This is a genomic window from Lentibacillus persicus (assembly GCF_900112705.1).
Classification (GTDB): Bacteria; Bacillota; Bacilli; order Bacillales; family Amphibacillaceae; genus Lentibacillus; species Lentibacillus persicus.
The window spans coordinates 106,075-125,701 of record NZ_FOMR01000009.1 but is presented as its reverse complement, the minus strand read 5'-3'; the positions used below and the strand labels follow the sequence as shown (position 1 = coordinate 125,701).

General features: G+C 43.4%; 20 protein-coding genes. 15 read left to right on the top strand and 5 right to left on the bottom strand.

The window, feature by feature from the left end; genetic code table 11:
* Window positions 1-40: 40 nt before the first annotated feature.
* Entirely contained in the window at window positions 41-820 is a 780-nt protein-coding gene (locus BMZ22_RS12795; RefSeq protein WP_090086214.1) for a 2-keto-4-pentenoate hydratase, read from the bottom strand.
* A 306-nt stretch (window positions 821-1,126) separates the two neighbouring features.
* Here BMZ22_RS12795 and BMZ22_RS12790 point away from each other — a divergent pair, with 306 nt between their 5' ends.
* Window positions 1,127-1,387, top strand: coding sequence for a biotin/lipoyl-containing protein (locus tag BMZ22_RS12790; protein ID WP_177183440.1), 261 nt, complete (start codon window positions 1,127-1,129; stop codon window positions 1,385-1,387).
* A 210-nt stretch (window positions 1,388-1,597) separates the two neighbouring features.
* Here the strand turns inward: BMZ22_RS12790 and BMZ22_RS12785 are convergent, their stop codons facing one another.
* Window positions 1,598-1,951: a DnaJ family domain-containing protein gene (locus BMZ22_RS12785; RefSeq protein WP_090086209.1), complete on the bottom strand. Its 354-nt coding sequence runs from the start codon at window positions 1,949-1,951 to the stop codon at window positions 1,598-1,600.
* A 132-nt stretch (window positions 1,952-2,083) separates the two neighbouring features.
* On the opposite strand from BMZ22_RS12785, the gene BMZ22_RS12780 reads away from it, so the two are divergent.
* From BMZ22_RS12780 to BMZ22_RS12735, 10 genes are all read left to right on the top strand, one after another.
* A complete protein-coding gene (locus BMZ22_RS12780; protein ID WP_090086207.1) occupies window positions 2,084-2,407 on the top strand; it encodes a PadR family transcriptional regulator in 324 nt (107 codons plus the stop codon).
* On the top strand, window positions 2,404-3,282 hold the full coding sequence (locus tag BMZ22_RS12775; protein ID WP_090086204.1) for a permease prefix domain 1-containing protein: 879 nt from the start codon (window positions 2,404-2,406) through the stop codon (window positions 3,280-3,282). Before BMZ22_RS12780 ends, BMZ22_RS12775 begins: the two co-directional genes overlap by 4 nt.
* 3 nt (window positions 3,283-3,285) lie before the next feature.
* On the top strand, window positions 3,286-4,308 hold the full coding sequence (locus BMZ22_RS12770) for a PD40 domain-containing protein (protein ID WP_090086202.1): 1,023 nt from the start codon (window positions 3,286-3,288) through the stop codon (window positions 4,306-4,308).
* 192 nt (window positions 4,309-4,500) lie between these two features.
* The gene (locus tag BMZ22_RS12765) at window positions 4,501-5,067 is read left to right on the top strand and encodes an NADPH-dependent FMN reductase (protein ID WP_090086288.1); all 567 of its coding nucleotides are present in this window, start codon (window positions 4,501-4,503) and stop codon (window positions 5,065-5,067) included.
* A 194-nt stretch (window positions 5,068-5,261) separates the two neighbouring features.
* Window positions 5,262-5,840: an NADPH-dependent FMN reductase gene (locus BMZ22_RS12760; RefSeq protein WP_090086201.1), complete on the top strand. Its 579-nt coding sequence runs from the start codon at window positions 5,262-5,264 to the stop codon at window positions 5,838-5,840.
* 148 nt (window positions 5,841-5,988) lie between these two features.
* Window positions 5,989-6,678, top strand: a complete 690-nt coding sequence (locus tag BMZ22_RS12755) for an RluA family pseudouridine synthase (protein ID WP_090086284.1) — start codon at window positions 5,989-5,991, stop codon at window positions 6,676-6,678.
* 5 nt (window positions 6,679-6,683) lie between these two features.
* Window positions 6,684-7,091, top strand: coding sequence for a secondary thiamine-phosphate synthase enzyme YjbQ (locus BMZ22_RS12750; RefSeq protein ID WP_090086199.1), 408 nt, complete (start codon window positions 6,684-6,686; stop codon window positions 7,089-7,091).
* Between the two features lie 18 nt (window positions 7,092-7,109).
* Complete coding sequence (gene ytxJ / locus BMZ22_RS12745) at window positions 7,110-7,454, top strand: bacillithiol system redox-active protein YtxJ (RefSeq protein WP_090086196.1); 345 nt, start codon at window positions 7,110-7,112, stop codon at window positions 7,452-7,454.
* A 328-nt stretch (window positions 7,455-7,782) separates the two neighbouring features.
* Window positions 7,783-8,235 (top strand): YndM family protein, encoded by a 453-nt coding sequence (locus BMZ22_RS12740; protein ID WP_177183439.1) that lies wholly within the window; start codon window positions 7,783-7,785, stop codon window positions 8,233-8,235.
* 155 nt (window positions 8,236-8,390) lie between these two features.
* On the top strand, window positions 8,391-11,261 hold the full coding sequence (locus tag BMZ22_RS12735) for a UPF0182 family membrane protein (RefSeq protein WP_090086190.1): 2,871 nt from the start codon (window positions 8,391-8,393) through the stop codon (window positions 11,259-11,261).
* Window positions 11,262-11,306: 45 nt separating this feature from the next.
* On the opposite strand, the gene BMZ22_RS12730 is transcribed toward BMZ22_RS12735, so the two are convergent.
* Window positions 11,307-12,299: a sodium:calcium antiporter gene (locus BMZ22_RS12730; RefSeq protein ID WP_090086188.1), complete on the bottom strand. Its 993-nt coding sequence runs from the start codon at window positions 12,297-12,299 to the stop codon at window positions 11,307-11,309.
* A gap of 178 nt (window positions 12,300-12,477) precedes the next feature.
* Between BMZ22_RS12730 and BMZ22_RS12725 the strand changes: the two genes are divergently transcribed.
* From BMZ22_RS12725 to BMZ22_RS12715, 3 genes are read left to right on the top strand one after another with little or no spacing between them, the layout of a single operon-like run.
* Window positions 12,478-13,104 carry a TetR/AcrR family transcriptional regulator gene (locus BMZ22_RS12725; protein ID WP_090086186.1) on the top strand — a complete coding sequence of 209 codons (627 nt, stop codon included), beginning with the start codon at window positions 12,478-12,480 and terminating at the stop codon, window positions 13,102-13,104.
* Window positions 13,105-13,120: 16 nt separating this feature from the next.
* Complete coding sequence (locus BMZ22_RS12720; protein ID WP_090086184.1) at window positions 13,121-14,020, top strand: ABC transporter ATP-binding protein; 900 nt, start codon at window positions 13,121-13,123, stop codon at window positions 14,018-14,020.
* Window positions 14,020-15,624 (top strand): ABC transporter permease, encoded by a 1,605-nt coding sequence (locus tag BMZ22_RS12715; RefSeq protein ID WP_090086181.1) that lies wholly within the window; start codon window positions 14,020-14,022, stop codon window positions 15,622-15,624. Before BMZ22_RS12720 ends, BMZ22_RS12715 begins: the two co-directional genes overlap by 1 nt.
* Before the next feature lie 574 nt (window positions 15,625-16,198).
* Here BMZ22_RS12715 and BMZ22_RS12710 read toward each other — a convergent pair.
* On the bottom strand, window positions 16,199-17,812 hold the full coding sequence (locus BMZ22_RS12710; RefSeq protein ID WP_090086179.1) for a catalase: 1,614 nt from the start codon (window positions 17,810-17,812) through the stop codon (window positions 16,199-16,201).
* Window positions 17,813-17,974: 162 nt separating this feature from the next.
* Here BMZ22_RS12710 and BMZ22_RS12705 point away from each other — a divergent pair, with 162 nt between their 5' ends.
* Window positions 17,975-18,673 carry a Crp/Fnr family transcriptional regulator gene (locus BMZ22_RS12705; protein ID WP_090086177.1) on the top strand — a complete coding sequence of 233 codons (699 nt, stop codon included), beginning with the start codon at window positions 17,975-17,977 and terminating at the stop codon, window positions 18,671-18,673.
* 55 nt (window positions 18,674-18,728) lie between these two features.
* Here the strand turns inward: BMZ22_RS12705 and BMZ22_RS12700 are convergent, their stop codons facing one another.
* Entirely contained in the window at window positions 18,729-19,490 is a 762-nt protein-coding gene (locus BMZ22_RS12700) for a DUF3891 family protein (RefSeq protein ID WP_090086175.1), read from the bottom strand.
* Window positions 19,491-19,627 lie beyond the last annotated feature (137 nt).

Sequence of the window (19,627 nt, the reverse complement as noted above, 5' to 3'; positions counted from 1 at the left end):
GCATTTTGATTTGAAATGCGGGGGTTTTATATGGGTAATATCAGCGGGTGAATGTCACAATTACTTCACCAATTCCTGTATACACAGCCTTATAGGTTCCTTCTTTAGCACGTATTGGTGGAATAAAGGTGCCGGATGCGATGATCGCCCCTTTTTTCAGTGTCTTTCCGTGACCGGCCATCTTCTTAGAAAGCCAGGCAACCGCTGAAGCAGGGTTTTCAAGGACATTTGAAGAGTCGCCTTCACCAACTTTCTCCTCATCATGGAACAATTCCATACTAATACTGCCAAGCTGCTCAAAGGATGGTGTTTTAACAGTACCCGAAATGACCGCAAGTCCGGCAGCACCATTGTCACTGAGGAGGTCTTCCAATGTGAAATTCGGAAACCAGGCTTTATAACGGGAATCGGGGATTTCAAGTCCGGCTGCAAGATTGCTCTTTGAGATAATTTCTGATTCGGATGCTCCGGCAGTTAAATCGTCCGTAAGCACAAATATAAGCTCCGGCTCAATAAGCGGCTCAAACAAAGAAGTCAGTGAGACGGACGCGCCTGACTGAATAAGGTTGCTTTCAGTGAATGTGCCATATGCCGGCTCGTCAGTGTTAGCGTATGCCTGTGTGTCGGGGCTTGTCATGCTGATTTTATAACCTGCAATTTTCTCGCCTGTTCGTTTGCATTTTTCCTTCACAAATTGATCTTGGATTCGGTAAGCTTCGGGTTCATCCAATTGATATTGCTCGCGGATAAAGTCAATTGGCTCTCGCGTTTCGTGCGCTGTCTTTAGTTTTTGAACGATCTCATTGTTTTTATCAGTCATTGTATGTACAGCCCCCAGTACGATTTTATAAATATATTATAATCCTTTATTAGAGCAATTGTTAAGTGGATGCTTATGTTTTTAAATAATTCATATCAAAATTAGATTAAACCAATCGAAAGTATATATTGTTTCGATTCGTTGGAGAACTTATAATTAGTAATATAAATTAAAGACGGAATTGAATGCCAATTTTTATATGTAATCGATACAGCTTACTTTAGACTGGACGTGAAAAAAACAAATAATTAGATGGAAGCAGGTGGTTTATTAGAGAATTTATTAAAACTAAAGGAGATGATTTTAATGAAGTATGAAGTATTCCCAAGACGGTGGGGCAAAGGCCATATTGTAACAACCCCGGTTAAAGGAAATGTGGAAAGCGTCGAAATTAAATCAGGCGGGAAGATTCAGGAGAAGCAAGTGCTCGTTATGATTCGCCCGGATCAAGGAAAAGTGAAGCAAATTTTGAGCGGTTCAGGAGGAACGGTTGAGATGTTAAAGGTAAAAGCCGGCGACAAAGTCGTGCATGGCGATGTGTTGTTTTTTATAAAGGAAGATTTATAAGCTATGATGCCATTTGACACAGTACCGTATTATAACATTAGATAAATAACCACTTATCCGCTTTCCGGGCATAAGTGGTTATTTTTTAATGGTTACATCGATTTGTTTGTTAAGCAAATAATCTCAAGATATTTCTTGGTTTCCTGCTAACACTTTTACAAAAAAAGAACTGGCAGCTGACATATTAGAATGATGTCGTACCAGTTCCTCTTAGGATAGCTTATTGAAAATCTTCTTCCTGTAAAATGGAAATTTTTTATTTCGGTGCAACTTCCGCTTTTGGACAAGATCCTCGAATTGCTTGTCCCGCTTGGCATTATCCTTATAATCTTCACCGGTTGCATACGTCATTAAATCATTACCGGTCAAATCTTTTCCGCTCTTTTTTTCACCTTCTTCGGGAACAAAACCGGCATTTTTCAGAATCTTGTAGGCCTGGTTCAATTCCGGTGACAGACCCGGCAGCTCATCACGCACATTAAGCTTTTTTCCTTTTCCCGGCAGGTTGTCAAAGTCTCCATTTTCGATTGACTCTTTGATTTTATCTTCTACAATGATGTACATTTGTACACCTCCTAAAATACCTGTCTTCATTATATCAAATAGTTGCAAGGTGTGTCGTGAGTGTTCCTTCATATTATTACCCTTGTATTACGATGTACCTCGTAATACAATAGCAAAAGAGGTGAAGTTTAAGTGGATCGTGAAATTATGAAAGGCAGTATTGATATTTTATTGCTTAATTTGCTAAACGGAACTGATATGTACGGCTATGAGATGGTAAAAGTGCTGAAGGAAAAAAGCGAGCAGCTTTATAACATGGGTGAGGGGACACTTTACCCGGCATTAAAACGCATGGAGAAAAAGCAGTGGCTGAGCTCATATTGGTATGAAACACCTCATGGGCGGCGAAAGTATTACCGGATAACTGATGACGGCAAAATAGAGTTGGAGCGGAAATTGGACGAATGGAACAGTGTCCATAGCCTGATAACAAAAACATCGGGAGATCCGTCATGACAAACATTGAAAAGCACGTCGAGAAGATTCTGGAGCACATGCAAAGCCCACATGATGAACGAGAGGACATACGGGAAGAGCTTATCAGTCATTTGGAGGAAGCGAAACAGCGATATATGAGCGGGGGATTTGATGAAAAACAGGCCGAAAAGCAAGCGTTGTCTGACTTTGGGGAATCGGATATGATTGGGCATCAGCTGCAGGAGTCGATGTATCCATATCAGCGCGGCTTTTTCCATTTGATAGGAATCGGAACCATTTTATTTGGGGTTATTTTTTATGTGAATTTGGTATTTTTTCTTAACGAACCGATTCCTGTCTGGTGGCTTGCTGTACAGCTTTTGTCTGGAAGTGCGGTGACGTTGGCTGCAATCAATATTTCATATGTCGGCAAGTACTTTTATATTACTAATTTGCTGCTGCTCGTTAATATCATTTGGAACGGGATAAATTTCGCAGTGGCGTGGAGCATGTCAACTTGGCAGGCGATTTTTTTCGGGATTTATCTTGTAACATTGATTCTCTTGGGGGCTGTTGCAGTCATACGGAATTCTTATTATTCAAGTGAACCGACTGAAAACCTGCAACAAAAACGCGGACTTGTGCTGTTCAGTTATGTGGTGAATTTATTGTTTGGAGCGGCGGTTGCCGGTATTAGTCTTTTCTTTTTATGGGCGTTCCTTGCTTTTTCCGGCCTTGGCGTATATGCCTTTATAACAGTTGCGCCTATTATTCTTTGGATTATTGCTTATAAATACCAGATGGGTGCTATCGCCAAAAAACCGCTCGTTTCTCTTCTGACCGGCCTTGGCTTTTCCTTGCTGGCAATTGCATTTCCTTTTGCCGTTTTTCTTATGTTTTCCGGGAGGTTTTAGCGCATGACGCTTAAAATGAAAAATATCAGCTTTATAACGGGAATGGTCTTTCTGTTTTTAATTCTGTGGGGCGCTGGTTCTTTAGCTGCGGGTCCGGATGGTTTTTCCGGTTTCGGTCAATCAACAGATATCTCTCCGGATGACAGTGAACTCGTTTTTTCCTATTTTCATGGTGATGACGCGGCATTGTATGCTGTTCCTGTCAGCGGAGGGAAAGCTGAACTTTTGGCAAAACCGGAAGAAGGGAAGTCGTATCATAATCCAAAGTTCTCTCCCGATGGCGAAAGTATTGCTTTCATCGAGCAATGGGAAAGCGAAGAGCGGCAATACAGCCAGCTGCGTATTTTTGACCGAAACAGTCAAACGGTAAAACAACGGATAAACACAAGCGGTTATGTAACGGAGGGAGCTTTTTCACCTGATGGGAAGTCCTTATATTTCCTGAAAGCTGATGTTTATAAAAATTATTCGCCGATTGCTTCTGAGCGGCCTCATGATTTTGATATTTTCCGAATGGATCTTGAATCTGGAAAAACGGAGCGGATAACTGACCAAAAGGCCTACGATATGTCATCGCTTGAGGTGACATCCAGCGGTGATAAGCTTATGTATAAAACTTATCAGAGCAATGATCAGCTGGTGTTCCTTTCTCTTAAGGATAACAGCAAAGAAAGAATGGTTCCTGTTGGTGATTTTGCTTCCGGGACACCTGTTATTTCATCACCGACATTATCCCCGGATGGAAAATCAATTGTTTTTTCGGATGTTGCGGCGAAAGATGAGAATGGTACTTTCGTGTATGAAGCTTTCCGGATGGATTTGGAAACGAAACAGGCCGAACAGCTGACAAACTTCCATGAACACGTGACAAGCCCGGTCTACTTTCATAACGCGGATAAACTAATTGTTACCATTAATAAAAATTTTGCAGGCGCTGACCCGGAATACAGTTATTGGGCAATCAGTGCTGATGGGGAAAGGCAAGACCGCTTGGAGATTAAGATGCCGGAAGCAGACAGGTCTTAGTTTATCCCTTTATATTCAAACACAAGTAAAAACCGCATTTCCGATAACGGGAATGCGGTCTATTAATTAAAATTACAAAACCCTTCAGTTCAATTTGCTGTATTAAGATGGCTTTTTGTGTAAAATAGCACTAAAGAGAATTGCAAATTTGATGGTGCTGCTTGCTTGTGGCAGTTTTGAGGAGGCGTTATGTTGAAAGTTATTGGGATAGCCGGTTCTGTTGTCGGATCGAAAACGCGAATTGCCGTCGAACAGATTTTAAATAATATTGAAAAACAGCATGCAGATATAGAAACGGAATTGATTAATCTTGGCGAGTTTGATCTTGTTTTCAGTGATGGCCGTGATTACCGTGATTACAGCGGCGATACGAAGGCGGTACTGGAGAAAATTATGACGGCAGACGCTTATGTGATCGGAACACCAATTTTTCAGGCTTCGATTCCTGGGGCATTGAAAAACTTGTTTGATTTACTTCCAAATGAAGCTTTCAGAGAAAAAGTTGTGGGCGTTGTTGCGACAGCGGGTTCCGCCAAACATTATTTGGTGCCGGAACATCAGCTGAAACCAATTCTTTCGTATATGAAGGCAGTTATTATACCCAAATATGTATTTGTGGAAGAAAAGAGCTATTATCAGAAAGAGATTGTAGACGATGATGCCATATTCAGGCTGAACCGGCTGGCAGATGATCTTGTGCATGGTGCTAACGTCTTCAGCGAGATACAAAAAGAAAAAGATTCAGCATTTCCGTTTTAATAACACGGTTGGTGCCATTTAATATGCGGGCAGCCCCTGCATATTATTTTTGTTACTTTTAATAACCTCATGATAAAACATAAGCAAAAAGATTGAAAGTCAATTTGAATGGTGATAGGATACACATGTTAACAAAATAATGAATTCATTTAACCTGAATTCAAAAAAATGCAGGGAATGCGGGAGGAAACAATATGTTAAACATAGGCATTATTTTAGGCAGCGTCCGGGAAGGGCGTAATGCAGAAGCTGTAACAAACTGGATTCATGATTTTGCGGTTAAGCGTGGAGATGCTTCGTATGAAATCGTGGATCTTGCTGACTACCAGCTGCCATTGCTTGGCGCATCAGTACCTGAAGCACAAAAATCTGAAGCTGAAGCGACGATCAACGCTTGGTCAGAGAAAATGGCTTCATTTGATGGCTACATCATCGTGGCGCCGGAATACAATCATTCCGTGGGAGGCGCGCTTAAAAACGCGTTGGATTACCTGAAGCCGGAAGTTGCTGATAAAGCAGCAGGACTCGTCGGTTATGGGAGCCTCGGCGGAACACGTGCCCACGAAAACCTGCGTTTGATCTTTGGCGAACTGCAGATTGCAGACGTTCAGACAGCCGTAACATTCTCGCTGATGACCGACTTTGAAAACTTCAGCATCTTTAAACCGGCTGATTATCACGCAGACAATGCCAACAAAATGCTGGATCAGCTGCTGGCATGGAGCGGTGCATTGAAGCAAGTCCGTGAAAATAAAGAAGCGGTAACAAACTAGTATAGGTACTGCAAGGAGATGTGCTAATCGTGCATCTCTTTTTTTATCCCGCGTGGCACAAGGTGTCAGACCTCTTGCCCGATCACTGAGAAAACTGCGGTGGATATGTTATGCTGTAATTATCATCAGTGAAGGAGATGTGGAGCGGGTGGGCTTTTCAATTTTATATGAAGATAATCATGTGCTTGTGGTTGAGAAACCGGTCAATATACCAGTGCAGGAAGACAAAACGAAGGACGACGATTTACTGTCAATGCTAAAAAATGATATCAAAGTCCGCCACCAGAAGCCCGGCAATGTTTATTTGGCACTCGTCCACCGGCTCGATCGGCCTGTCGGCGGAGTGATGGTGTTTGCCAAAACGTCAAAAGCCGCTTCACGCTTGTCGGACGCGATACGCAGAGGGGCGTTTGAGAAGCAATACTTGGCGGTCGTCCGGGGAAACCCGCCACGGACGCAGGACACACTTGAGCATTTTTTACTGAAAGACCATAAGGAAAATAAAGTGAAGGTTGTTTCAGCAAATACGAACAAGGCCAAAAAAGCGCTACTGGATTACAAAATCGTTGGAAAGCACAACGGTTTAAGCTTGCTAAGCGTTAATCTCCACACCGGCCGGCCGCATCAAATACGCGTCCAATTGGCAAATATCGGCTGTCCGATTTACGGCGACCAGAAATACGGTCAAAATGTAAATAAGCCGGGGCAGCAGATTGCTTTATGGTCGCACAAATTGGCTTTTGAGCATCCGACAAAGAAAGATATGCGGGAAAATGAATCGCTGCCACCTGAGGATTATCCGTGGCATCTTTGGCCGGAATTTTGCAAAAGGAGCTGATAGCGATGGCAAAAACGTTGCATACATTTAAAATCTCAACCAATGAAAAGCAGTCATTCATCAATTTGGATAGCTATTTGGATGAAGTTTTATCCGAGAGCGGTGTGCGTGACGGAATTATGGTCGTTTATTGTCCGCATACAACCGGAGCAATTACCATCAATGAAAATGCTGATCCCGATGTGAAGACCGATTTAAAATTAGGATTGGATGAGACATTTCCGAATAAGCCGGAATATGTGCATATGGAAGGCAACTCTGATGGTCATATGAAATCATCTGTGGTCGGGGCGAGTGAAACATTGATCATTTCAGACGGCCAATTAATCCTGGGGACGTGGCAGAGTGTCTATTTTACGGAGTTTGATGGCCCGAGAACACGGAAGGTCCATGTGAAAATTATTGAAGGCTAAATTTAAGGAGGAATACCAATGGCAGAACTGCAAAATTTGGAATCAACAGAGGATTTAAAAAAGGCTTGGGACCGTTCGAAAGACAAGCCGGTTCTATTGTTTAAGCATAGTACAACGTGCCCGATCAGCGCCGGAGCGTTTGAACAGTATCAGAGATATTTGGAAGAAGCCGGGGACGAGATTGATGCTTATATGGTGAAAGTTATTGAAGACCGGGCCGTTTCTAATCAGATTGCAGAAGAGACCGGTGTGAAACATGAATCACCGCAAATTTTTCTCATTCAGGATAAAAAAGTAACCTGGCACACATCGCATTCCAAGATCACAGCAGATTCAATAAGTGACGCCATAAAGCAATCATAATGGAGCGACTGCTGCAAAGTTAAATTTGCAGCAGTTTTTTATGGAGCAATGCGGGACAGGGATTAGAATATGTTCCGGAGGCGGTAAATATGTTCCGGAGAGGGCAAATATGTTCCGGAGACGGTGAATATGTGCCGGAAAGGGCAAATATGTTCCGGAAAGGCAAAATATGTTCCGGAAACCGCCAATGGGACGCACCATGATCAGAGAAAGCACCCGACCAAGGCATTACAATCGAATACCCTGCAAGCTACACCACTGAATGTATAAAGCCATCTTTTCCTGCCACACTATAAGTGCTACGAAAACAGGAAAGGGTGGCTTTATCATGATTCATTTGAAAGCATTGGGAATTAAAGCGATCGCAATTGGCATAACGGTTTTTTCGCTATTTGGTATTTTTTATGATGCGAATTTGACGAATTTGTTTTGGGTCAGTTTGCTGACGACAGGTCTCTCGTTTCTCATTGGCGATTTATTTCTTCTTCGCAGATTGGGAAATTTGACCGCTTCCATTATTGACTTCCCACTCGCTTTTGTGACGCTATGGGTTTTGTGCGGAATGTTCATTGAAGCAAGTTTTCCCATTATATCAGTATCGTTGATCGCTGCATTCTTTATAACATGCTGTGAGCCGTTTATTCATACGTATTTGAATGAAAACCTTGAAGCTGAGCGATTTGAAGAACGAAAAAGAGGATCGGGAACCGGACGTCTGCAGACAGAGTTCTCTGAGGAGTTGGACGCAGGGAAAGATGAAACGGAAGGCCGAAATAAATAAATTGAAACCTCCCCTCTTAATTAATCGTATGATTAAATAACTATCATTTTCTTTTCAGACGTGAGTCGTGTATGATTGTAAGTGACAACATACGTGGAATAACGTTGATTTGATAGTCTGTTATTTTTTCGATGGATTGAGGGGGAGGTTTTAAATTGGACGTTTTTGACGGAGGTTCAAATGGTTCCAAACGGCCTAACATAACGTGGAATAAAAAGTTTAATTGGATTGGCTATATTGTGCTTGGGATCATTTTGGCAGTGATTATAGGCTTGTTTGCGCTCCAGCTTATCACTGATTACATATGGATGGATACATTGAACTTCGGAAATGTATTTACGACAATCCTGACAAGCAAAGTACTGCTTGGAGTGGCAGGCTTTATTTTGTTTGCCGTGACGACATTCTTTACGGTTTTCTGGATTCGCCGCTCGTATTTAAAGCATTTCACATCGAGTCAGTTACCGCCATTACTTGAAAAGCGGAAAACGATGTTTGGGATTATGCTTGCGATTTCCGCCGTTGTAGGACTGTTCGGAAGCAGTATCATCCAGGGAGTCGGCTGGGAGAGCGCGCTTAAACTGCTTAACCATGCTTCCTTTGGACAGACCGATCCGTATTTTAACATGGACATTTCGTTTTATGTTTATGTGCTGCCGATGCTTAATTTGGTTGTATCTGTTCTCATGGGGCTTGCTATCTTTTTCCTGCTGGTGGAAATAGGTGCTTATTCAGTATTTCATATGTATCGCATGAGCCGGTCAGCCCAGCTGCATCTTGGCTTAACACTAGGGTTTATTGGTCTGATGATAGCAAGTTATCATCTGCTGCAGCCTTTTGGGACATTGGCTTCAAACCAGGTCAGTATATTCCAGGAAAGTGTCGTCGAAGGACTTAGTTACACGGATGATGTTGTTAACATTCCAAAAGCTTATATACTGGCAGCTGTAGCGTTACTGATGACAATCTGGATGATTATAAAACTCATCAGAGGCAATATTCAAACGATGCTGACACCTATCGTTGTTTATATAGGACTTCTTGTAGTCGGTCAAGGTGTCTCAGTAGCGGTTCAAAACTTTGTAGTTTCCCCAAATGAATTTGCTGTGGAAGAACCTTATCTTGAGGAAAATTTGAATTACACAAGAGCCGCCTATGATCTTGATAACATTAACGAACAGCAGCACCCGGCTGATGGGGAATTGAGTGCGGAAATGGTTGAACGAAATCAAGGAACAATTGATAATGTCCGGATGAATGATGTGCGGCCATTGCTTGATGTTTATAATCAGGTGCAGACGTTCCGTACTTATTATGAATTTAACGATGTTGATATCGACCGTTATCAGGTCGATGGCGAATATGAACAAGTCTTTTTGGGTGCAAGAGAACTTGATACCTCGAGTCTGCCGGATCAGGCTCAAACATGGGTTAACCAAAACTTGCGGTATACCCATGGTTACGGTGCAGCGATGAGCCACGTCAACGAAGTAACGGCACAGGGCCAGCCGGAGTATATGCTTCAGGATGTGCCGCCTGAAGGTGTTATGGACGTTGAGAGGCCTCAAATTTACTTTGGTGAAAATGATGCACCTAATGTTATCACAAACAGTGAAGTCGACGAATTTGACTACCCTGATGGTGATACGAATGCCAGTAACAGGTACCAGGCTGAAACCGGTATTCCGCTTACAGGCATTAACCGGTTATTATTTACAATTGATGAAGGAAACTTCCGAATGCTTCTGTCCGATCAGCTGAATGAGGATAGTCAACTCTTGGCAACACGGAACATCATGGATCGTATTAACCGGATTGCACCATTTTTCCAGTATGATCAGGATCCTTATTTAGTAGTACGGGACGATGGCAGTCTTGTTTGGATGATCGATGCTTATTTGACAGCAGAAAATTATCCATATTCTGAAGCATTTCAGGGTGACACAAATTATATCCGGAACTCAATCAAAGTCATGGTTGATGCGTACACTGGTGAAGTGAACTTCTATGCAGCCGATCTTGAAGAGCCATTGTTGCAGACATTCCAGAATATATTCCCTGATTTAATCACCGAAGAAGTGCCTGAGGATATCCGTGCACACTTCCGGTATCCGACAGATTTGTTTTCGATTCAGGCTTCAATGTATGGCACGTACCATATGTCAAATCTCGAAGTCTTCTATAACCGTGAAGATGCTTGGCAGTCCCCGACTGAACGCTACTTCGATGAAGATATCGAAATGGAGCCATACTATATCACGATGAAGCTGCCAGGTGAAGACGAAGAGGAATTTATTCAGATGCTCCCGTATACGCCGAAAAACAGGCAGAATATGATTGCATGGATCGGTGTCAGAAATGACGGCGAGAATTACGGTGAGATGCTCGTCTATGAATTTCCTAAACAGCGGAACATTTATGGACCGCAGCAAATTGAAAACCGGATTAACCAGGACAGTGAAATTTCACAGGAATTGAACTTATGGGCACAGGGTGGATCAGATGTTATCCGCGGCAACCTTCTGGCGATACCGATTGAAGATACGGTGATTTATGTTGAACCGATCTATATTGAATCGAACAACGAGACATCGTTGCCTGAAGTGAAACGTGTTGTCGTTGCCTATGAAGATGAAATCGTGATGGAAGCTGATTTTGACACTGCTCTGCAGGAAATGCTGAGTATCGTTGATTCAGACAGCCAGGATGCTGAGCAGGAAGGTGAGGAAGGACAGGAGCCTGAGCAGGAAGAACCGCAACCGCCTGAAGATGATCCAATGCTGGGAGCTGAAGATCAATTGCAGGAATTCTCTGATCTGTTCGAGTCCTATCAGCAGGAATTATCTGAAGGCAATTGGGAAGAGGCTGCATCAATCATGAGCGAACTTGAAAGTTTGCTTGATGAGATGGAGTCATCAGATGGACCTGAGGCAGAGAATGGTGCGGCAAATTCTGACGAGGCCCAGGGCAACAACTCTGAGCCGCCCGAAAATAACACCGACACACCGGATAATCCGGAAGAATAGTTATAAAAAAATCGGGACGCTTATAATCGAGCGCTCCCGATTTTTTTATGCGCTTAGTACATAAAATACCGAAAAGAAAAGATAGCCAACAACAATTGTTATTGACGGAATCATATATGTGAAGGTGTTCCGGGTATCATCACGCTTGATAATTAAAAGCACGAGCGATGTCAGTATGAAACCAGCTGCCGCAGTTGCGATATGCTGGTTGGAAGCTTCTGCCCAAATGCTTCCACCCCGGTAAAAAGCATCAGCAACTGGCACCACAAAAATGTTGAAAATGTTGCTTCCAAGTATTGTGCCGATAGCCAAATTAATGTTAGCAGCCCGCAACGCGACCCAAACACTTACGGCATCAGGCAAAGAGCTCGTTGCAGCGATTAGCAGGCTCCCGACTGCACTCGCACTGATAGCACTGTTTTGTGCAATGAGATCACCTGTTACTGAAAGGGCACTTCCTGATATAAAAATAACGATAACAAGAAGCATAAACTTTATAATCACTTTACGAATAGAGTGTCGCTCGGTATTATCCTCGGCGGTGTACTGCTGTTCTTGATGATCCTGCTGATGTTTAGCTGAGATTAACGATAAACCACCGATATAAACAGCGATCATCAGCATGCTTGTGACACTGAATTTCATGACGTGCCAATCTGCATCAACATAAAGGGAAAATGCAGCAATGACACATAATAGCATACCAAGCAATCCGGTAAGAATATGATTATCTGACACATTTAGGAATAATCGTTTTCTGCGGAAATACATATCGAATAAAAATAATACGAAAAAGTTGAAAGTAATACTCCCCAGCCCGTTCCCGACAGCGATATCAGGACTGTTGATGACTGCCGCTGATATGGTAGAAGTTAATTCAGGCAGGGAGGTGCCTGTCGCTAAAAGAGCGGTTCCGACCACCAGGCCGCCTGCTTTGGTTTCCTTGCTGATGATATCTGCATAGGAAGCGAGCTTAATGGCTATGAATACAGATACCACAGCAGCAGCCACAAATGAAATACTATAAAATAGAAGCAACTGAGGTCTCCTTTCTTATTGCATTCCAGATAATACCCCTAAGTTTCTCAATTTAATCATGGTTAATTTTTCTAATATTTTTTCATACTATTGACCATAATGGTCTAAATGAATTATAATTAAGTCGACCAATATGGTCTAAAAGATGCTGATTATACTTTAAATGGGGTGAGAGACAATTACAGAAAAGTTTCAGAGCCTTGATGAAAGAAAGCAGCAGCGGATCATTGATGCTGCTCTTCAGGAATTTGCCCAAAATAGCTACGAGCGGGCATCCACCAATCAAATTGTTAAAAATGCCGGGATTGGTAAAGGCATGCTATTTTACTATTTTCAAAGCAAAAAAGATTTGTATCACTATCTTGTCGATTACGCTTTGGACATCGTTCGTGAACAATATATCAGTTTAATTGATATGCGCAATAGGGATTTCATCGAACGGATGAGACAGGCAACTCAAATCAAAATGCGTTGTTTTGCAGAAAATCCCAGTGTGTTTAATTTTCTTGGCACATTCTTTTTGGAGACCAAACCAGACCTTCCGTCATACCTTTCAGAGCAATATGAACAGCTGTTGGCGGAGGGGCAAGCGATTATGTACGACAATATTGACACCTCTCTTTTCAGGAGGGATGTCGATGTTGATAAAGTGTTTAAATTGATTCAATGGGCGATGGATGGATATCAGAATGAAATTATCAGCAGTTTGAAAGATAAACAATTGTCAGAGGTTGACTTTCAGCCCTATTGGCAGGAATTTTACGAGTATCTGACTATCTTGAAGAAAAGCTTTTATCACGCATAAACAGGGGGTTGTACAAATGGCGCTTCTTAAAACGGAAAATCTTACGAAGAAGTTCGGAAGTTTTAAAGCCGTGAATAACATTAACATCGACGTTCAAAAGGGCGAAGTGTATGGCTTTATCGGCCCGAATGGGGCTGGTAAATCTACCACGATCCGAGTTCTGCTCGGCATGCTGAAGGCTACAAGCGGTACAGCTTCCATTTTTGGGAAGGATGTTTGGAAAAATGCTGTGGAAATCCATAAGCATATTGCTTACGTTCCTGGAGATGTGAACTTGTGGCCGAATTTGACCGGAGGCGAAGTTATCGATTTGTTTATGAAACTCCGCGGCAGAGACGTAAATAAAAACCGCCGTGAAGAATTGATCGAGAGGTTTAAATTCGATCCTTCAAAAAAATGCAGAACCTATTCGAAAGGGAACCGGCAAAAGGTTTCGCTTATTGCGGCTTTTGCGTCCGATGCCGATCTGTATATTCTTGATGAGCCGACTTCAGGACTGGATCCCCTGATGGAACGGACATTTCAGGAATGTGTAATGGAAGCAAGAGATCAAGGGAAAAGTATCTTGCTGTCCAGCCACATTTTGTCAGAAGTGGAACGGCTTTGTGACCGGGTGGGCATTATCCGTGAGGGCCGGATTATTGAATCGGGTTCCTTGGATGAATTACGCCATTTAACACGGACGCATATGATCGTTGAAACGAAACAACAGGTAACTGGTCTGGAGGACTTACAAGGGGTTCACGATATTGATATAAAAGGTGAATCGATCTCGTTGCAAGTTAATACAGAAGAATTGGATAAAGTTGTACGGCATATCAGCCAGTTTGGTGTCGTAAAACTGGAAAGTGCGCCGCCGACGTTGGAAGATTTATTTATGCGCCATTACGAAGGGAATTCGGGAGGTGAAGCTTGATGCCCCGTCAGTCGTTAGCTAAGACCGGTGAATTGATGAAAATTTTGCTGCGGCTGGATCGATTCCGAATTGTTATTTGGCTTGTGGCACTAATCTTTTTTACTTTAGTGGTACCGCTTGCTTTTAGTGAGTTGTATCCCGATCAGGAAGACCGCAACGCCATGGCCCAAACGATGGAAAATCCTGCGATGACTGCAATGGTTGGTCCGGGTGATCTGGAGCATTACACAATAGGCGCGATGACAGCGCACCAGATGCTGCTTTTAACGGCAGTCGTTGTCGGCTTAATGAATATTCTGCTGATGAATCGGCATACACGCGTGGTTGAAGAGGACGGCCGAATGGAGCTGGTCAGTGCTTTTCCGGTTGGAAAACTTGCCAATTTGAATGCATCGTTTATGATGCTTATAGTCATAAATGGTTTGCTTGCGCTGATTTCAGGGATTGGTTTGTATGTTTTAGGAATTGAGAGCATGGGACTGTCAGGATCATTATTGTATGGTTTGATTTTAGGTGCGACTGGCATATTTTTCGCAGGATTGACCGGATTGATGGCTCAACTTACCGAAAATGCAAGAACAGCGTTTGGCCTATCATTGACGCTGTTGTTAATGGTTTACTTTGTGCGTGCAATAGGCGACGTCAGCAACGAATCGCTATCGTGGATTTCACCGCTGGGATGGGTTACGGAAGCTGACGTTTACGGCTCGAATAACTGGTGGGTGTTGCTTTTGCTGACAGGCGGGGCGTTTGTTCTAATGGCAATTGCAATATATTTGAACGCTATTCGTGATTTAGATGCTGGTTTCTTGCCATCCAGGGCAGGCAGAAAACATGCATCACAGAAGCTGCTAAGCCCAATCGGTTTGGCTCTCAGGCTGCAGCGCACGGGGGTTATCTCGTGGGCGGTTGGCATGATATTTATCGGTCTTTCTTATGGGTCGATCATGGGTGATTTGGAGTCTTTTTTTGAAAGCAATGAAGCCTTAAGACAAGTATTGGCCGGTGAACAAGAAACGTCGTTTACGATGCAATTTGTTTCGGTATTAATGTTTGTGATGGCTCTGATTGCAACGCTGCCGGCTGTGATGGCAGTTATGAAGTTGAATGGAGAAGAAAAGAAGAACCGAATCGAGCATCTCCTGGGAAGAGCGGTCTCGCGTACCCGTCTTATCTCAGCGTATATAACAATCGCTGTTGTGAATGGTGTAATGATGCTTTTCTTGTCCGTAACAGGACTTTGGGTAGCGGGTGCCAGTGTAACCGAAGAGCCGTTTGACTTTGGAAAAATAATTGGTGCCGGACTCGCTTATTACCCGGCATTGCTTGTCATGATCGGGCTGGCTGTCTTTTTGATCGGGTTTGCACCAAAATTAAGCAGCGTTGTCTGGCTATATCTATTTTACTCGTTTGTCGTTTTGTATTTTGGAAATATGTTTCAATTTCCAGATTGGGTCAGCAATTTATCGCCATTCGGCTATATACCGGAAATGCCAATTGAAGAGATGGCATGGATGCCTGTTATCATTTTGACTGTTATTGCCCTGGTACTTGCTGTTGCCGGTATGCTTGGCTATCGTAAACGGGATATACAGGGGCAATAATCTAAAAACGGATGAAGCAACTGGATGTGAAGTGAGAACCAGTGAAAGTTTCATAAGCCTCTCTAGTGACGCAGCTGGAATATACTCGCTTTCCGTGGGCTCCCCACGAGCCTCCTCGTGAGCAAAAGCCGCTCACTGCGGGGTCTCTTAGGCTCGCTGTCCCACAGGAGTCTCGCATATTCCAGCTGCTTACGTGAGTGTGTAAACCATGTTACGCATTCATCGAACGAACTCCAGTTAGCAATTTTCAGCGCAGGAAATACGCGCCGACTCCTGCGGGAGCAAAGGCATAGGTGAGACACCGAAGCGCTTCAGCGCGAGGGGGCTCACCAGCCGCCCGCGGAAAGCGGCGTGTATTTCCGGAGCGGTAGCCGATGCACCAACTCAAATTTAAAGGCAGTTCACAGTTTATGGAAACTGCGATGGTTAAAAAGTAACAAATTTTACGAAAAGAACCAAAGTAAAGACGGACTATTATTTTTAAGAAAAGCGATATCCCGCCTAGGAATTATACTCCGCTTACTCTTTTTATAGTCCGTCTTCTACATTTAAAAAAGCCCAACCTTTTGCATCATCAATATGGTTCGCTGTCTCTACCTTTCCTTTCTGCCTTCTCGGGTGCTTTTTCCGCATCTTTGTTGCCGAGCGGATTTTTGCTTGAACTGCCGTTATCCTTCATCATTTTAGCAGCTTCTTCGAGACCTTCACGCAAGCGCCTTCCGTATTCTTCATCCGCCTCTTCAGCCAAGGCGATCATCTTATCCTGAATTTCCGGGACGCATTCTGAAAGATCGCCGACAAGGTTTGAAATCAATTCGTCTTTTTCCCAGTCATCAAACCAGCGAAACGTCTCGCCGGCCTGCTTGGTATTGTCGTTTCGGTCGATGGATTCGCGTACCAAATTGCCTTGTACTTTTGGTGAGTGTTCTTTACCGACCTGTTCAGCCTCTTTGTAATTTCCCAATGATGAGGGTTCATAATTAATGTGCGGGTTCTTTTTTGCTGAACGTTCAGGCTCATACCGCATCATTCCGCCTTCCTGATTTGTTGCCACGCGTTTTTGAGCCGCGTTAATAGGGACTTGCAAGTAGTTGGCCCCTACCCGGTAACGCTGGGTATCCGAATAAGAAAACGTCCGGCCCTGCAGCATTTTGTCATCAGAAAAATCGAGTCCGTCAACAAGCACACCCGTCCCGAATGCAGATTGTTCAACCTCTGTAAAATAGTCTTCCGGATTTTTGTCCAACACCATCCGGCCGACCGGCAGCCATGGAAATTGATCCTCCGGCCAGATTTTTGTATCATCCAGCGGATCAAAATCGAGCTCGGGATGCTCATCATCACTCATGATCTGAACAAATAACTCCCATTCGGGGTACTCCCCGCGTTCAATGGCGTCGTACAAATCCTGGGTGGCATGGTTGAAATTGTCGCTCTGAATTTCATTTGCTTCTTTGACTGTCAGATTTTTAACGCCTTGTTTCGGTTCCCAATGGTATTTGACAAGCACGGCTTCACCGTCATTGTTTACCCACTTATATGTGTTCACACCCGAGCCCTGCATCATACGATAATTGGCGGGGATGCCCCACGGCGAGTATATAAACGTTACCATATGGAACGACTCGGGCGAATTGGAGCAAAAGTCAAAGAAACGCTGACTGTCCTGGATGTTCGTTACGGGATCAGGCCTGAAAGCATGGATCATATCCGGAAATTTCATTGCATCTCGAATAAAAAAGATCTTAATATTGTTTCCGACTAAATCCCAATTTCCGTCTTCTGTATAAAATTTAACCGCGAACCCCCGCGGATCTCTGAGTGTCTCAGGTGAATGCGTTCCATGGACAACGGTTGAAAACCTGACAAACACCGGTGTTTGCTTTCCTTTTTCCTGAAAAACTTTTGCCCGTGTATACTTGCTGACAGGCTCATTTCCTGCAGTCCCATAGGCTTCAAAATAACCGTGTGCGCCGGCGCCGCGGGCATGAACAATTCGCTCAGGCACTTTTTCCCGGTCGAAGTGGCTGATTTTTTCAATGAAATCATAGTTCTCAAGTGTAGCAGGACCACGGTTTCCGACTGTCCGGATGTTTTGGTTGTTTGTGACAGGATGCCCCTGTCTGTTTGTCAGTGTATCGTTGTTTTCAATATTTGTCTGGTGCTCTTTATTTTCCTTTCCGGCCATCTTTATCAACCTCCATCTAGTTTATTTTCCACCTTATTTATTTTGTCCAAATGAAGGGAGATTCATCCGTTTTGTGAGCAGGGAGCAGGAAAGAAGTGAAAGGTCTCGAAGTAAGTTATAATAAAGATAGTGAATAATTTAATTAAGAGGGAGGATGAAAGCGTGAGTGCTGAAAGCTTGAAGAACAATGAAAAAGCCAAAAAACTGTGTGTCTCGTTAGTCCCGATTTTTAACCATCTTGATTATGACGAACAGCTGGAAGTGGCCCGCACTAGCCGAAGCAAGACGTACGGCAAAAAAGACGTCATTTTTCAAGCGGGGGACCCCTCAGAATACTTGTATATTGTGCACACAGGCAAGGTTAAAATTTATAACTTATCAGAATCAGGAAAAGAACAGCTGATCCGGATTCTTGAGCCCGGGGAGTTTATGGGGGAATTGGCCGTGTTTACAGATGAGTGGCTCACAAGTTTTGCTGAAGCAGTTGAGCCAACCGAAATATGTGCTATCCATAAATCGGATTTACAGGAATTTTTGAAAGAAAAACCGGCTATATCTTTTAAACTCCTTGCTGAAAGCAGTAAGCGGCTGAAAGATGCGGAAAAGACGATTGAGCGTTTGAGCTCGCAGGATGTTGAGAAGAGGCTCTCGTCCTATTTGCTTGAGCAATTAGAAAAAACGGACTCCTCAAAGATTAAACTGCCGATGAGCAAAAAGGATTTAGCTTCTTATCTGGGCACAACACAAGAGACCTTGAGCCGGCGTCTGGCAAGTTTTGAGGAAAAAAGTTTGCTTGCGCAGACAGGCCAGCGGAAAATCGACATTTTGGACGCTGAAGGGTTAGAAGCTATAGCCGAATGAGGTAAGAATATAGATTACACGCCGGTTCCATGGTGTAAGGAAGCATACAAGTTTATCAGAGCAATCGAAAAGAGACTGATTCGTATTCAGCCTGCTGATAGCTTTGAATAAGGCCGTGTGCAGCAACCGCACGTTTCGGGACTGTTTTTTGCTGTATGGTGAGATCCACAGAGCTGCTGAATGGAAAGACACCCATTTCGATTGCTTGGTTATCTTTCCAATGAATATCAATTTTCTTTGTATGGAAAAAAGTAAGCGATTCTGAAACAGGGAGGCCATCTTTGAAAAATGGATGCTCATCTTCCTTTGAAGCACCTGGCTCGTTAAGACAAAGATATAATGAAAGGCTGTCAAACAACTGCAGCAGGCCGCTGTGAACATTAAAGATATGCTCATCATAACGATCGATATACTGAATCAGCCGCTCTTGCCTCTGTCGTTCTTCTTCCACAAATAATTGGGATTCCTCTTCCGCCTCATTTATCAGGAAGCGTGCATAATGGCTGCTGCACAATAATGCTGCATACCAGTCATGTTTTTCCACTTCATCAACGCCATGTTTATAGAAAACGGTTTTCGGCGGGACGGGGAAGTCGGTGAATGAATAAGGCTTACCTTTCTTATCATTCCAAAAAGGCTGTTTATCAATCATCTTCCATGCATAATCATGATTGGCGATGGCATACAGAACACTGTGCTTTAATGCTTCGTCCAAAAAGTATGTGTCTTTCAGGTTTGCTGCCAATTGCCCGGAGATTTGGGCGTGGTGGTCCTGTTCGATCATAACGTATGAATCTTCTCGTTCCCGTACAATCATTTAAATCATCCTTTCTGAATTTTAGATAAGTTCAGTATAGTGAACTACATCGCCATTAAAATGGCGAGCTTCTCGTTTCACAGAGACGGCAACCCACCTCTCCACGAAGGCCTGTTCCGTGCCTATATGTTATAAGA